The sequence below is a fragment of the Aquimarina latercula DSM 2041 genome (genome assembly GCF_000430645.1).
Taxonomy (GTDB): Bacteria; Bacteroidota; Bacteroidia; order Flavobacteriales; family Flavobacteriaceae; genus Aquimarina; species Aquimarina latercula.
In genome coordinates this window covers 605,863-619,345 of the sequence record NZ_AUMK01000004.1, presented here as the reverse complement: position 1 = coordinate 619,345, position 13,483 = coordinate 605,863, and the positions used below count along the sequence as shown (strand labels likewise).

Below are 13,483 nucleotides of genomic sequence, written 5' to 3'. Positions count from 1 at the left end.
CACTAAAGCTGTCCATGTAATGGAACATCATAACAATTATCGTAATAACCATTTTTAGCTTTAAGTGTATATATGATAGTAGGAACGCCCTCGTCATCATTTTCCGTCTTAGTTCCAGCATCAGTTGCATTGGCTGATGCAATATCTGTTTTAGTAACTTTTTCTAATTCAGAACATGGGACTCTCCATTCATCTACGGCGTAGCATCCATCTTCAAAAAGAACTAAGATGGAACTAAACCAGTTCTCTCTAGCCCAAATATGAAAATCATCTCTATCTTCTTGTGTCCAATCAACTGGATAACGCACAAAAAAGTTACAATGCGGAACCCAGTTAAATTTAGAGTCATTTTCTTCTAAGGTTTGTTGTACTTCTTCTTCAATAATAGAAGTTTCTTCTGTAGAACAGCTTTGTATTCCAATCACAAAAACTGCAGCTACCAATAGTAACGTGATTTTTTTCATTCTTAAATCTTTTTTTGTATTATTATTTATTAGTATGTTTCCCTAACCTAACAAATGTTACCACGCTAAAATAAAAAAAAATTAAATAGTTAAAGATATCTTAATGAAGATAACTGAAATAGACCAGTTAAAGCTGATTGTTTCTGGAGAAAAACAGGTGATACAAGATTTGTATACAAAAGAGTTTCCCAAGGTGAGAAGTTTTGTGCTTAATAATAATGGAAATGCTACGGATGCAGAAGATGTTTTTCAGAAAGCTTTGATGCAATTAATTGCTAGATATAAGGTAAAAGCATTTGTAATTGAGAGTAATTTTAATGCTTATTTTTATACAGTTTGCAGAAATTTGTGGCGTAGAGAACTAAATAAGCAAAAACGCATAGTAACAAATGATGAGGTTATAGAACATGTTAAAGAAGCAGAAGACATGACGATGTTAACTTTAGAACAAGAAAAATGGGAACTGTTTCAGGAAAAACTAGCGGAACTATCTGATAATTGTAAACAATTGTTACAATTGTTTTTTCAGAAAGTACCATATAAAGATATTGTGGAGAAACTAGGATATAATACAGATAATGTAGTGAGACAACGTATTTTTAATTGTAAGTCACAATTGACTAAATTGATTAAAAAAGATTCGAGATATAATCAAATCAAAGAATTATGAAAGATTACCCGATAGAAATTGATGATTATCTAAGCGGTAATATGTCAACATCAGAAAAACAAGCGTTTGAGGCAAGATTGCTTACCGATACAGAACTCTCTGAAGAATTGAAGTTGCAGCAAGATATGCAGACCATTTATGAAGATCAAAAATGGGTAGAAGGAAATAAAGATGCATTAAAAACAACAGAAGCTACCCAATTAAAAGCTTTTTATCAAAGTGATGAAGCAGCAACATTAAAATCAACGATTAACGAGGTGATTTCAGAAAATCGATCAAATTCTCAATCAAAGACTTTTTGGTTTATTGGAATAGCTGCATCTATTGCCGTTTTGATCACCGTTTCATTATTTGTTTTTAAAGAAACCAATTATGACGAGTTATATGCTTCGTATATACATTTAGATGAAATACCATCATTGGTAACTAGGGGAGAGGACACAAATAAAATGCTTGAAGACGCCCAGTTATTATTCGAAGAACAAAAATATCAAAAAGCTACAGAGTTATTTACCACCTATCATCAAAAAGAGAAATCTATTGATCCTTTAAGTTATATTTATAATGGGATCTCATATGTAGAACTTAATAAGTTTGATGAAGCTTTATCACAGTTTCAACTTTTGAGAGATTCTAACACACTACAGGCTAAAAAAGCCAATTGGTATAAAGCTTTGGTTTATTTAAAACAGAAGGATAAAAAAGAATTGATAGCGGTTTTACAAACTATTGTTTCTGATAGTAATGCATATAAGTATCAAGAGGCTAAGGAGCTTTTAACAGAGATTGATTAAATATACGACTCGCTTAGAAGTTTTTATCAGTATTGTTTTGTAGATTCGATGATTGTAAAGAGACAAACAATCATTCGTTTTATGTGTTAAACATTAAGCAATTACCTATCTTTGCAGCTTAAAATTTAACAAGCTTAAAATACGCAGTTATGCAAGACGGATTATACGCAAAATTTAATACCTCGAAGGGAAGCATTTTAGTAAATCTAGAGTATCAAAAGACTCCAGGTACAGTTGGGAATTTTGTAGGTTTAGCAGAAGGTAATATGGAGAACAAAGCAGTTCCTCAAGGAAAACCTTACTACAATGGATTAAAATTTCACAGAGTAATTCCTGATTTTATGATTCAGGGTGGAGATCCACAAGGCTCTGGAGCAGGTGGACCAGGGTATCAATTTGATGATGAAATTCATCCAGATTTAAAACATGATGGACCAGGAGTATTATCTATGGCTAATGCCGGACCTGGAACTAATGGAAGTCAGTTTTTTATCACTCACGTAGAGACTGCTTGGTTAGATGGTAAGCATACTGTTTTTGGTAAGGTAGTAGAAGGACAAGATATCGTAAATGCTGTTGCGCAAGGTGATACAATTGATTCTTTAGAGATAGTAAGGGTAGGAGCTGATGCTGAGAACTTTAATGCTGTAGAGACTTTTAGGCAGTTTAATGGAGCTAAAGCAGAAAGAGAAGCTGCTGCAAAAAAGGCTTCTGAACAATTATTAGAAGAATTAGCTGCTGGTTTTGATAAAACGGATAGTGGATTACGATATAAAATCATCCAAAAAGGTGATGGTGCTCAAGCAGAAAAAGGAAAAACTGTTTCAGTACATTATAAAGGAAGTTTAACAGACGGTACTGTGTTTGATTCTTCATACAAGCGTAACCAACCAATTGATTTCCCATTAGGAATGGGGCAGGTTATTCCTGGATGGGATGAAGGTATCGCTTTATTACAAATAGGTGATAAGGCACGTTTTGTAATTCCGCCATCTTTAGGATATGGAGCGCACGGAGCTGGAGGAGTAATTCCCCCAAATGCTACACTAGTTTTTGATGTAGAATTGGTAGGAGTAAAGTAAAACTCTTTTTAAAATAATTTTAAAACCTCTGGAATATATTTTCAGAGGTTTTTTGTTTTTTTAATGGTCAACCCTACATAAAAAAACCACTTTAACGCATAATTAACACTTGTTCTCCCTCTTTAAATGTTAATTTATTTATTAAAATAGAGAAGTTTTATAGAAAAAAGTAAACTTTTACGTCTATAATGCAGATATTTACACCCCTAGTTATAAGATAATAAACCAATACAAAAACCCCATTTTTGATGGTTATGAAGTGGAAGCTAACAGTGTTTTTAATATTTTTTTGTGTAAATTTTTCCTTTACTCAAGATAATGAAGCTGCAATGACTGCTATCAAAGATCAAATAGAAATCATTGATAGTTATATCGAATCCGATGTGTTTTCTTTGGATCCTGAGGAGTTCTTAGATCAGATTGCGGATCATGGAGCGGAGCTCAATGGATATTATGAGCACGAACGTTTAAAGAAAATCATAAGAAATATCGGGATGCCTAATGCAATGGTAATTACGGTATTTTATTTTTGGAATGATCAATTGATTCATGTGAATTATAAGCAACGCCAGTATATGGAAACAAAAAATAGCGATGGCTTTGTTGTAATGGATTACTCCAACGCATTTACAAAATTTGAGTCAAAACATTATTTTGATAAAGGGAATGAAATTTATAAAATAGTTTCTGGTCAAGCGGTAACTAACATAGAACCTGAAGAAACTTTTGTTTCTTATAGTTTAAGAATGAAATCTTTGTTAGATAATAAGTTTAAAAATAGAGGGACTTATGAAGCGCTACAGGGAAAATGGGTAAATGTTCAATTTCCTGATGAGCATATGATTTTTGAAGAAACTATACGTTTCAATTTTCGTGATGGAAAGTTTCTGAAAAGATTAAAGGTAAAAATTAAAGATGATGTTATGTATTGTTCATCTCCTAAAGATAAATATATTTATAAATATAAAATAGAGACTTTGAATGAACGAGAATTAGTTGTAAAGGATTTACAAAATACTTCTTCGAGTTTATTTTTGTACGTAAAAGTTGACTGAAATAATACTATGAATCTTCAATATCCAATAGGAAAGTTTAAAAGCCCTAATACTATTACTAAAGAACAAATTACTACTTGGATAAAAGATATAGAGGAACTACCTAAAAAAATAGAAAAATTAGTTTCCAATTTTTCTGAAGCCCAGTTAGAAACCCCATACCGACCTGATGGGTGGACTGCAAGACAGGTTATTCATCATATCCATGATAGTCATCATAATGGTTATATTCGTTTTAAATGGGCGCTCACCGAAGAACAACCAGTAATTAAAGCATATTATGAAGATAGATGGGCGGAATTATTTGATACTAAATCAGCACCAATTCACCTCTCTTTAGACTTAATAAAAGCGTTGCATGCTAAATGGGTGTATTTCTTAAAAGGTTTATCTGATGAAGATTTAGAAAAAGTATTTATTCATCCCGAAGGTGATGTTGCAATTTCTTTAGCAGAAGATATTGGAATATACGCTTGGCACGGAAACCATCATTTAGCACATTTACAGATTGTAGCGGGTACTTTTAAGTAATCTCTTTTATCTTATTATTGTTTCCATTTAATATTGCACCCTATACTTGGTTTTTGGATTTCGGAAACTGTAGCGTTTCTAAGTACCGCATCCAATGCTTGACGAAGGTCTCTACCATTTACAGGAATCCCGTTTCCAGGTCTCGAATCATCTAACTGCCCTCTGTAAATAAGTTTTAATTCTCCATCAAAAAGATAAAAATCCGGAGTACACGCTGCATCATAGGCTTTAGCTACTTCCTGTGTTTCATCAAACAAATAAGGAAATGTATAATTGTTTTTCTGAGCGGTTTTCCACATGTGTTCTGGAGCATCTTGTGGATAATTTTCGATATCGTTACTGCTAATAGCGACAAAACCAAATCCTTGTACCCTGTAGTCATTAGCTACTCTAGAAATTTCTTCATTTACGTGAATAACAAAAGGGCAATGATTGCATATAAACATAACTATAGTACCTTTTTCTCCTTTTATGTCATTCAGGGAAACTTTATTATTAGTGACAGCGTCTACTAAAGTGAAATCTGGAGCAACAGTACCTAATGGTAGCATGTTTGATGGAGTACGAGCCATAATGTTTAAATTTTATATTTTCGAAATTACAATATTATACTTTATAAGTATAAAAATTGTTATCTTAGTTACATTCCAAAAAATAAAATTATGAAAACTTTAGAGACTTGGTTTCAGGAATATGCTGTGAGCCATCAGAACAAAACAAATATTGCAATTCATTTTATATGTGTACCAGCTATATTTTTTTCTGTTGTAGGTCTAATTATGAGTATTCCTAGTGGTTTTTTAGCTTCTATAATACCTGGAGAAAACCCATTTATAGAAAATTGGGCGTTTGTCGTTGCTTTACTTATTTTGCTTTTTTACGTTAGGTTATCCGTAAAAATGGCGTTACAAATATTAGCTTTTGTTGCTTTTTGTATAATTGCTAATTACTACATCAGTCAATATGCACCATTATGGATGGTGTCTCTTATTATTTTTGTCGTTGCTTGGATCGGACAATTTTATGGTCATCATTTAGAAGGTAAAAAACCTTCTGCTGCGCAAGATTTACAATTTTTGTTGATTGGACCTGCTTGGGTAATCCAAAAAATGTTTGGAAAAAAATAATATGCAATTACAGAATTGGAAAGATTCAGGATCGTATTACACATATAAAAACTATCAAATATTTTATAAAGAAGAAGGGGTAGGGGATCCTTTGATTCTTGTGCATGGATTTCCAACATCTTCTTGGGATTGGAGTAAAATATGGGGCACACTTGCAGAAAAGTATAGCGTATATGCAATTGATATGTTGGGGTATGGTTTTTCGGCTAAACCAAGTGATTTTAAGTATACAATTGCGTCCCAGGTTGATATATGGGAAGCCTTTTTAAAACAAAAAGGAATTGTTTCTTTTCATATACTGGCGCATGATTATGGAGATACTGTGGTTCAGGAAATGTTAGCTAGATTAAAAGAGAACCCAGCATATGAATTTGATATTAAATCCGTTTGTTTTCTTAATGGAGGAATGTTTCCAGAAACTAATTTTCCTACATTAACTCAAAAAATGTTACTCACTCCTTTTGGTGCTATTCTTAAACATTTTATGGGTAGAAATACATTGGCTAAAAACTTCAAAAAAATATTTGGAAGCGATACACAACCTAGTGAACAAGAGATAGATGATTTTTGGGAAACAATAGCTTATAATTCTGGTAAGAATGTAATACCTAAGTTGATAAAATACCTAAAAGAAAGAGATACTTATAAAATTCGCTGGAGAGAAGCGATACAATATACCGATATGCCTAAACGATTAATTGATGGCGCTGTTGATCCTATTTCGGGTAAGCATATGGCAGAATTCTATAAAGAAATAGTGCCAAATGCTGATGTTGTGTTATTAGATGCTATTGGTCATTATCCACAAACAGAAGCTCCAAATGAAGTATTACATCATTATGAAGAGTTTAGAAAAATCATTATTTCTTAATTCTTCGTTTATGAAAATATCTTCGAATAAATACGGATTGTAATTTATTCATATTTACCCGAAGCCCATTGTATGGTAGGTTCTATCCATTCTTTTAATGGTTTGAAAAGAAATCCATGGCCCATTCCGGTAGTAAGTTCTATTTCTTTAAAATGGATAATACTACAGGTAGATTCTTTTTGTCTAGCTATGGCAGAGACTCCAAATGGATCTGTTTTTTCATAAATATTCAAAATATTTCCACAATAATTAATTTCAGGAATTTCTATAATATCATGATCCCTAAAACTTGCTATGAACACAAAATTGAGGTGAGGATTATTAGCTATAGTGGATACATATTGAGCGATGTAGCCACCTTTAGAAGTGCCTACAATAGTTATTTTTTCAGGGTTAATATTGTTTGCTAATAAACTATCTATTTGATTTACAATCTTATTTGCATACGTATTAGCATTGACATTGCTATTCCTTTTTTCGCTAATAACCTGGAAGCCACTTTTTTTAAATTCCGAAATGATTTCTTGATATTCTGTTCTTCCGAATTCTGGGTGAACTTCATGTAGTTCATGGGTTTCTAGAAATCTATTATGAATAAAGAAAATGTATCGGTCATTCTGGTCATTTTCACTTTTACAAGAGGATAACGATAATACCCATAAAAAAATAACTATACGTCCTAGATAAGTATTCATGGGTTTGATAAATTATATTTCTATAAAAATATTTTATTTATAATGTTCTTTTTCCTGGAAGTTACTCAAACAAATAGCTGTTTAGTTACATCTCATCACTAAAGAAAATAGCATTCATTAATAACTTATTAGTACCATACCAAAAAGCTCTAAAATTAGTGTTGTCGGTAAATAAAATAGTGTTCCCTCTTCCTAAACTTTGATGTCTAAATGGTACCGTATTAGCCAATGAATCCAAATTCTTTTTGCTGATATATCCGCTTAATAGTGGTGACTTTGTATATTGAATAGGGTTGTCGTAACTCTGTTTATGAGCTTTGATAAATAAGGTTGTGTTTCTAAAAAGTGATATTTCATCATTTTTATAACCAAAATTTATTGGATGTGATCTATCGGTTTTAGCTTGGAAAATCGCCCCTCCAATTACCTGAGCTCCAAAGAAATCTCTTCTTTGCTCAAACGAAATGTTTTTAGCATCGTTTTCTGGTTTAGAAAATTCGATTTTCATAAGCTCATTGTTTTTAAAGAATTGAGCTGCGTTTCTATATCCGATTAGTGTTCCTCCGTTTCTGATCCAAGATTTAATCTTGTCAATAACATTTTTACCCATTGTTTGATTCCAGCTGTTTGGTAAAATAATATGAGTGTATCTAGATAAGTTTCTTCTTTCTAGGTATTCAGTATTTAGTTTGGTGATAGGAATGTTGTAACGTTGATCCATTAAATGCCAGATTTCTCCAGCATCATATGGTGTGATTCCGCTTCCTGTTAACAATGCGATTTTTGGCAATGATAATGCTCTAAATTGATTACTTCCTAGATCAATTCCTGTTGTTAAACCAGTAGATACACCTGTAATATTTACATGATTTTCTGAAGCAAGATTTTGTAAAAATGCATGAATTTCCTGTGAGTTTAATCTTTGATTCTGAATAGGAATCATAATTGTTCCGTAGTCATAGTTTTTATTTTCAATAGAAAAAGGTTTCATGCCTACTTTAGCCCTCAATCCGCTATTTAAAATTTTATATAATACGGCAGGCGTATAATACTCATGCCATTCCATAAGGTATGCATAGTTGCTTTTATTAATGCTTTTAGGTTTTTTATAGTCCAACTCAGTAATTTTTGCTCCTAGGTCAGAGGTAGTTGTTTTTTCAGTATAATCTAAATTAAAGGCTAATGGGAATGTCCAAGCAGATACATCATAAAATAAACTGTCTTGAAATTTTGTTCTTTTTTCAAACATAGCCTTGATTAAACGGCTTTGTTTTTGATTTTTAGGAACTGCATAACTATATCCTTTTTTAAATTTTTTACCGTTTGCAGTGATATCATTTTTTAAATCATAAAACTGAACCTTATGACGTTTTAAGATTTCTGCAAGGTGATAGGTAGAAGCCGCATCTTTTTCATTTCCAAAAATGTAAGATCCTGTTTGCGCTTCTTTTCTAGCATTATTATAAAAGTTGTTTTGATATCTAAGTAATTCTGTGCGCATGGATTTTGCCGCTTCTAATGTAGAGAGTGTAGCAGTAAATTGATTTCTTACTGTAAACGGAAATGTCAATATTCCGTTGTCTGTTTCCTGCGCATGTCCTCGAGAGCTTCCTTGTTCAAATAAAATACCTATTCCTCCATTGATATCAGGGAAGGTGGATCCTTTTCCGTAATAAAAATCATCAAAATTTTCTTCTGTAAAATATAATGATCCTATTTTATTAAAGGCTTCTGCGTGATAGTTAGCAATTTTTTTAGTAAGCTCCTGATTTAATTTAGGTGTTAATGGGTGTGTTCTAGATTGTATTCCAGGTTGAAAGAAAAAACTACTATTAGAGCCCATTTCGTGATGATCTGTGAGAACGTTGGGATACCATTTATGGAAAGTCTCAATTCTAGCTCTTGATTCTGGTAATTGTACAGGTAACCAATCACGATTCATGTCAAACCAATAGTGATTTGTTCTACCTCCAGGCCATACTTCACTGTATTCTCTGTCTTGTGGATCTGTGCTTATGTTTTTACTTTTATTAGTATTTGCCCAATAAGCAAAACGCTGTAAACCATCAGGGTTAAGCGATGGGTCAAATAAAATTACAACATTCTCTAATAACTCATCAACTTGATTTCCTTGTCCAGCGGCTAAATAATAAGCAGCAATTAAACTTGCGTTTGAGCCACTTGGCTCATTACCGTGTATAGAAAAACCTTGGTATACCACTGCTGGCATGGATGCAATGTCGTTAGCGGTTTTGCTATTTTGGGTTAATTGAATATGTTGATTTCGTATTTGTTCTAAATTCTGATGATTTTTTTCTGAAGTAATAGTTAGTAAGATGATAGGCCGATCTTCATATGTTTTTCCTCTATCTTCTATGGTAATACGCGGAGAAGCTTTTGCCAAAACTTTCATGTATTCTACCAATTTATCGTGAGTAACGTGCCATTTTCCTGGAACGAAACCTAAAACACTTTGCGGTGTTGGTATTTCAGGATTATAGGAAACTCCTTTTGGTAAATAATATTCTAACGAAAGGTTTTCTTGAGCAAAAGAAGAAAAGAATAATAGTGATAAGATGATAGTAAAGAAGTGCTTCATTTTAGTTTGTTTGAGCGATTGTAGCGTTTAATAGTTTTCGAAAATAAAAAAAACCGCTTCAGAGACTGAAGCGGTTTGCATAAGTTTAACATAAGTTATTATGCCTTATATGTCGTCAAAGCTTACATCTGTAAAACTTTCTGTAGAAGCTGTAACTTCTTCATTTGCTGTTGCAGATACTTCTGTATTTTGTTCGTAAGATTTTTGATAATCTTTTTGATGTCTTTCACTGATCACTTCTTCACCTTTTTCATTAACTATGAAATCAGTCATTTCACTTAGTATTTCACTGAAACCAACAAAGTCTTCTTTGTATAAGTAGATTTTATGCTTTTTGTAGTGAAAAGATCCATCATCATTAGTGAATTTTTTACTTTCTGTAATAGTAAGATAGTAATCTCCAGCTTTTGTTGATCTTACATCAAAGAAATATGTTCTTCTTCCTGCTCTTAAAACTTTTGAGAAAATTTCCTCTTTCTCCAACATTTCATTATCGCTCATAATCCTTATTTCTTAATTAATTAGTCTGTTACGATGGAATCAAAAATCTAAAAAAATTGTTAATCGTACAACAAAATATCAAATTTCTTTTTCGCTTAGCTGTTTTAAATATAGCTCTTTGTAATATCCATCAACGTCTAATAGTTGATTATGAGTGCCTTGTTGGATGATTTCGCCTTCGTCTAAAACAATGATTTTATCCGCGTTCCTAGCGGTAGAAACTCGGTGACTTACTATAAAAGTGGTCTTATTTTTGGAAATTCTATTGAGATTATTGAGTATTTCTTCTTCTGTTTCGGTATCAACTGCAGATAAACAATCATCAAAAAGAAGGATGGACGGATCTTTGATAATTGCTCTGGCAATCGAAACACGTTGTTTTTGTCCACCTGATAAAGTAATTCCTCGTTCTCCTAACACGGTATCATATCCTTTACTAAATCCTTCAATGTTTTTGTGGACAGCAGAATTTTTGGCAGCCTGAATTACTTCAACTTCAGTGGCATCAGTTTTACCAAATTTTATATTATTTCTTATAGAGTCACTAAATAAGAAAGCATCTTGCGGCACGTACCCAATGGATTCTCTAAGATTTACTAAATTTAGTTTTCTAATAGATCTTCCATCAACTTTAATTTCCCCGTCAGAAACATCATACAATCTCCCTAGTAAATCAAGAATTGTTGATTTTCCTGATCCTGTTTTTCCAATTATTGCAATGGTTTGTCCAGAATTAATTTCAAAACTCACCTTTTTTAAGGCAGTAATATTGGTGTCGTCATAGGTAAAAGAAACATTGTTAAATGCTATATTTCCTGTTATGGGTGTTTGCTCAGTGACACTGTTTGTGATTTCTGGTTCTTGACTTAGGAATTCATTAATCCTTACTTGTGAAGCTTCTGCTTGTTGTATAATAGAGGTTACCCAACCCACGGTCGCTACCGGCCAGGTTAGCATGTTAACAAAAATAATAAACTCTACTATTACACCAAGATCTTGAATGGTTCCATCAATATATTGTTTTCCTCCAATATAGATTACCATGATATTACTAACACCAATAAGTAAAACCATTAGCGGAAAAAATAGAGCTTGCACTTTTACAAGATCTATATTTTTTTCTTTATTGGTGTTTGATAAATCTGTAAAGTTCGATAATGTCTGAGATTCTATTCCATAGGCTTTGATGACCGAAATACCACTAAAAGATTCTTGTGTGAATGTGGTTAGTTTAGCTAAAAATTGCTGAACAATTGTACTTCTTTTGTGTATGGCAACACTTAATTTATATATAGAAATAGATAAAATAGGAAGTGGTGCAACCGTGTATAGGGTTAGTTGGGGAGCAATACTAATCATATAACCAATAACTACGACAAATAAAGTAATGGTGTTAACACTATACATGATTGCAGGACCCACATACATCCTTACTTTGGATACATCCTCGCTAATACGACTCATTAAATCACCTGTTCTGTTTTTTTTATAAAAGTTAAGTGATAATATTTGGTAATGTTGGAAGACTTCATTTTTTAGATCAAACTCAATAAATCTAGAGACTACAATAAAAGTTTGTCGCATTAAAAAAGTAAAAAAAGCAGCGATCAAAACAGATCCAAGAATCAAGAGTATATTGGTGATTAATCCCGTTTTTACATCCTCTATATTGGTGATGCTATTATTGATGTATTGTTCTACTATATCTACCGAATCACCAACGAATTTAGGAACTGCAACTGCAAAAATTCTAGCAATTATGGTAATTACTAATCCAATAAGGAGGCGATATTTATATTTTAGGAAGTACTTGTTTAGATGGCGTAATGCACGCATAAAGTATTGATTTTTAGAAACTCAATTATTAACAAATTCTTAAAGTTTAACAACAAAAAATTTTAAATTCGTAAAAATACCGTATTTTAGCGCTTCTATTTTGACTATAATATAATTATAACATTTTAAAATTTCTGAAAAATGATAACCGAAGTGCTTACTGCGAATCAATTAAAAAAACAAGCTCCTGTATTTGGACAATTGTCTTTTAACGATCACGAACAAGTTGTTTTTTGTCAAGACAAAGATACAGGATTAAAGGCAATAATTGGGGTGCATAACACAATTTTAGGACCAGCTCTTGGAGGAACTAGAATGTATAATTATCAAACAGAATGGGATGCTCTTAATGATGTATTGAGATTGTCAAGAGGTATGACCTACAAGGCGGCTATTACAGGATTAAATCTTGGAGGAGGAAAGGCTGTGATTATAGGAGATCCAAAAGTAATGAAGACTCCAGCTCTTATGAGACGATTTGGAGAGTTTGTTCATACACTAGGTGGTAAATACTATACGGCAGAAGATGTTGGTATGGAAACATCAGATATGGATACTGTGCGAGAGGTAACACCATATGTAACTGGAATTTCTGAATCAAAAGGAGGAGCAGGAAATCCATCTCCTGTTACTGCTTATGGAGTTTATATGGGAATGAAAGCTTCGGCTAAGTTTTCTTACGGGACTGATAATTTAGAAGGTAAGAAAATACTAGTTCAGGGTATTGGTCATGTAGGAGAAGAGCTTGTACGTTTAACAGCAGAAGAAGGAGCTAATGTAATTATCACGGATATCAATCAAGAAAGACTTGAAGAAGTAAGTGGTAAATATGGAGTAGAAATATATAAAGGAGAAGATTTATATTCTGAAACTGCTGATATTTATGCACCTTGCGCATTAGGAGCAACAATTAATGATGAGACTATTAATAAATTAAAGGTAAAAGTAATTGCTGGAGCAGCAAATAATCAATTGGCTTCAGAAGATATACACGGTCCTTTATTACAAGAAAAGGGAATTGTCTATGCTCCAGATTTTTTGATTAATGCCGGAGGTATAATAAATGTATATGCAGAAATAGAAGGATATGGTAGAGACCAAATCATGAAAAAAACTGAAAATATTTATAATACTACCTTGGATATTTTGAATAAGGCAAAGGCAACAGGTATGACAACAAATGCTGCTGCTGTTAGTATAGCAGATGAAAGAATTGTGGCTAAAAAAAATCAATAGCCGAGAGAATCTAAAATTTACT

At 32.5% G+C, this 13,483-nt stretch carries 14 protein-coding genes; 8 read left to right on the top strand and 6 right to left on the bottom strand.

Annotation, left to right across the window (positions count from 1 at the left end; genetic code table 11):
• Positions 1 to 2: 2 nt before the first annotated feature.
• A complete protein-coding gene (locus tag H526_RS0106780; RefSeq protein ID WP_027392305.1) occupies positions 3 to 464 on the bottom strand; it encodes a hypothetical protein in 462 nt (153 codons plus the stop codon).
• 103 nt (positions 465 to 567) lie between these two features.
• Between H526_RS0106780 and H526_RS0106775 the strand changes: the two genes are divergently transcribed.
• The 5 genes from H526_RS0106775 (at position 568) to H526_RS0106755 (ending at position 4,596) form a co-directional block, all read left to right on the top strand.
• On the top strand, positions 568 to 1,134 hold the full coding sequence (locus H526_RS0106775) for an RNA polymerase sigma factor (RefSeq protein WP_035084626.1): 567 nt from the start codon (positions 568 to 570) through the stop codon (positions 1,132 to 1,134).
• Positions 1,131 to 1,928: a tetratricopeptide repeat protein gene (locus H526_RS0106770; RefSeq protein ID WP_027392303.1), complete on the top strand. Its 798-nt coding sequence runs from the start codon at positions 1,131 to 1,133 to the stop codon at positions 1,926 to 1,928. The genes H526_RS0106775 and H526_RS0106770 overlap by 4 nt, the downstream gene beginning before the upstream one ends.
• 149 nt (positions 1,929 to 2,077) lie before the next feature.
• Entirely contained in the window at positions 2,078 to 3,010 is a 933-nt protein-coding gene (locus tag H526_RS0106765; protein WP_027392302.1) for a peptidylprolyl isomerase, read from the top strand.
• Between the two features lie 254 nt (positions 3,011 to 3,264).
• Positions 3,265 to 4,065 (top strand): hypothetical protein, encoded by an 801-nt coding sequence (locus H526_RS0106760; protein WP_027392301.1) that lies wholly within the window; start codon positions 3,265 to 3,267, stop codon positions 4,063 to 4,065.
• Between the two features lie 9 nt (positions 4,066 to 4,074).
• The gene (locus H526_RS0106755) at positions 4,075 to 4,596 is read left to right on the top strand and encodes a YfiT family bacillithiol transferase (RefSeq protein WP_027392300.1); all 522 of its coding nucleotides are present in this window, start codon (positions 4,075 to 4,077) and stop codon (positions 4,594 to 4,596) included.
• 14 nt (positions 4,597 to 4,610) lie between these two features.
• On the opposite strand, the gene H526_RS0106750 is transcribed toward H526_RS0106755, so the two are convergent.
• A complete protein-coding gene (locus tag H526_RS0106750; RefSeq protein ID WP_027392299.1) occupies positions 4,611 to 5,168 on the bottom strand; it encodes a thioredoxin family protein in 558 nt (185 codons plus the stop codon).
• Positions 5,169 to 5,258: 90 nt separating this feature from the next.
• Between H526_RS0106750 and H526_RS0106745 the strand changes: the two genes are divergently transcribed.
• Complete coding sequence (locus tag H526_RS0106745) at positions 5,259 to 5,723, top strand: Mpo1 family 2-hydroxy fatty acid dioxygenase (RefSeq protein WP_027392298.1); 465 nt, start codon at positions 5,259 to 5,261, stop codon at positions 5,721 to 5,723.
• Complete coding sequence (locus tag H526_RS0106740) at positions 5,710 to 6,594, top strand: alpha/beta fold hydrolase (RefSeq protein WP_211237826.1); 885 nt, start codon at positions 5,710 to 5,712, stop codon at positions 6,592 to 6,594. The genes H526_RS0106745 and H526_RS0106740 overlap by 14 nt, the downstream gene beginning before the upstream one ends.
• Positions 6,595 to 6,638: 44 nt before the next feature.
• Here the strand turns inward: H526_RS0106740 and H526_RS0106735 are convergent, their stop codons facing one another.
• The 4 genes from H526_RS0106735 to H526_RS0106720 form a co-directional block, all read right to left on the bottom strand.
• Complete coding sequence (locus H526_RS0106735; protein ID WP_035084620.1) at positions 6,639 to 7,289, bottom strand: hypothetical protein; 651 nt, start codon at positions 7,287 to 7,289, stop codon at positions 6,639 to 6,641.
• Positions 7,290 to 7,374: 85 nt separating this feature from the next.
• Positions 7,375 to 9,888, bottom strand: a complete 2,514-nt coding sequence (locus H526_RS0106730; protein WP_027392295.1) for a M14 family metallopeptidase — start codon at positions 9,886 to 9,888, stop codon at positions 7,375 to 7,377.
• Between the two features lie 105 nt (positions 9,889 to 9,993).
• Positions 9,994 to 10,389, bottom strand: a complete 396-nt coding sequence (locus H526_RS0106725) for a PUR family DNA/RNA-binding protein (RefSeq protein WP_027392294.1) — start codon at positions 10,387 to 10,389, stop codon at positions 9,994 to 9,996.
• Between the two features lie 78 nt (positions 10,390 to 10,467).
• Entirely contained in the window at positions 10,468 to 12,225 is a 1,758-nt protein-coding gene (locus H526_RS0106720) for an ABC transporter ATP-binding protein (protein ID WP_027392293.1), read from the bottom strand.
• A gap of 141 nt (positions 12,226 to 12,366) precedes the next feature.
• Between H526_RS0106720 and H526_RS0106715 the strand changes: the two genes are divergently transcribed.
• Positions 12,367 to 13,461 (top strand): Leu/Phe/Val dehydrogenase, encoded by a 1,095-nt coding sequence (locus H526_RS0106715; protein WP_027392292.1) that lies wholly within the window; start codon positions 12,367 to 12,369, stop codon positions 13,459 to 13,461.
• Positions 13,462 to 13,483 lie beyond the last annotated feature (22 nt).

Excerpts from the sequence above, each read along its gene's own strand:
- H526_RS0106715 (WP_027392292.1), top strand. The coding sequence starts at position 12,367 with ATGATAACCGAAGTGCTTACTGCGAATCAATTAAAAAAACAAGCTCCT.
- H526_RS0106755 (WP_027392300.1), top strand. The coding sequence starts at position 4,075 with ATGAATCTTCAATATCCAATAGGAAAGTTTAAAAGCCCTAATACTATT.
- H526_RS0106745 (WP_027392298.1), top strand. The coding sequence starts at position 5,259 with ATGAAAACTTTAGAGACTTGGTTTCAGGAATATGCTGTGAGCCATCAG.
- H526_RS0106775 (WP_035084626.1), top strand. The coding sequence starts at position 568 with ATGAAGATAACTGAAATAGACCAGTTAAAGCTGATTGTTTCTGGAGAA.
- H526_RS0106730 (WP_027392295.1), bottom strand. The coding sequence starts at position 9,888 with ATGAAGCACTTCTTTACTATCATCTTATCACTATTATTCTTTTCTTCT.
- H526_RS0106780 (WP_027392305.1), bottom strand. The coding sequence starts at position 464 with ATGAAAAAAATCACGTTACTATTGGTAGCTGCAGTTTTTGTGATTGGA.
- H526_RS0106770 (WP_027392303.1), top strand. The coding sequence starts at position 1,131 with ATGAAAGATTACCCGATAGAAATTGATGATTATCTAAGCGGTAATATG.
- H526_RS0106725 (WP_027392294.1), bottom strand. The coding sequence starts at position 10,389 with ATGAGCGATAATGAAATGTTGGAGAAAGAGGAAATTTTCTCAAAAGTT.
- H526_RS0106720 (WP_027392293.1), bottom strand. The coding sequence starts at position 12,225 with ATGCGTGCATTACGCCATCTAAACAAGTACTTCCTAAAATATAAATAT.
- H526_RS0106735 (WP_035084620.1), bottom strand. The coding sequence starts at position 7,289 with ATGAATACTTATCTAGGACGTATAGTTATTTTTTTATGGGTATTATCG.
- H526_RS0106765 (WP_027392302.1), top strand. The coding sequence starts at position 2,078 with ATGCAAGACGGATTATACGCAAAATTTAATACCTCGAAGGGAAGCATT.
- H526_RS0106750 (WP_027392299.1), bottom strand. The coding sequence starts at position 5,168 with ATGGCTCGTACTCCATCAAACATGCTACCATTAGGTACTGTTGCTCCA.
- H526_RS0106760 (WP_027392301.1), top strand. The coding sequence starts at position 3,265 with ATGAAGTGGAAGCTAACAGTGTTTTTAATATTTTTTTGTGTAAATTTT.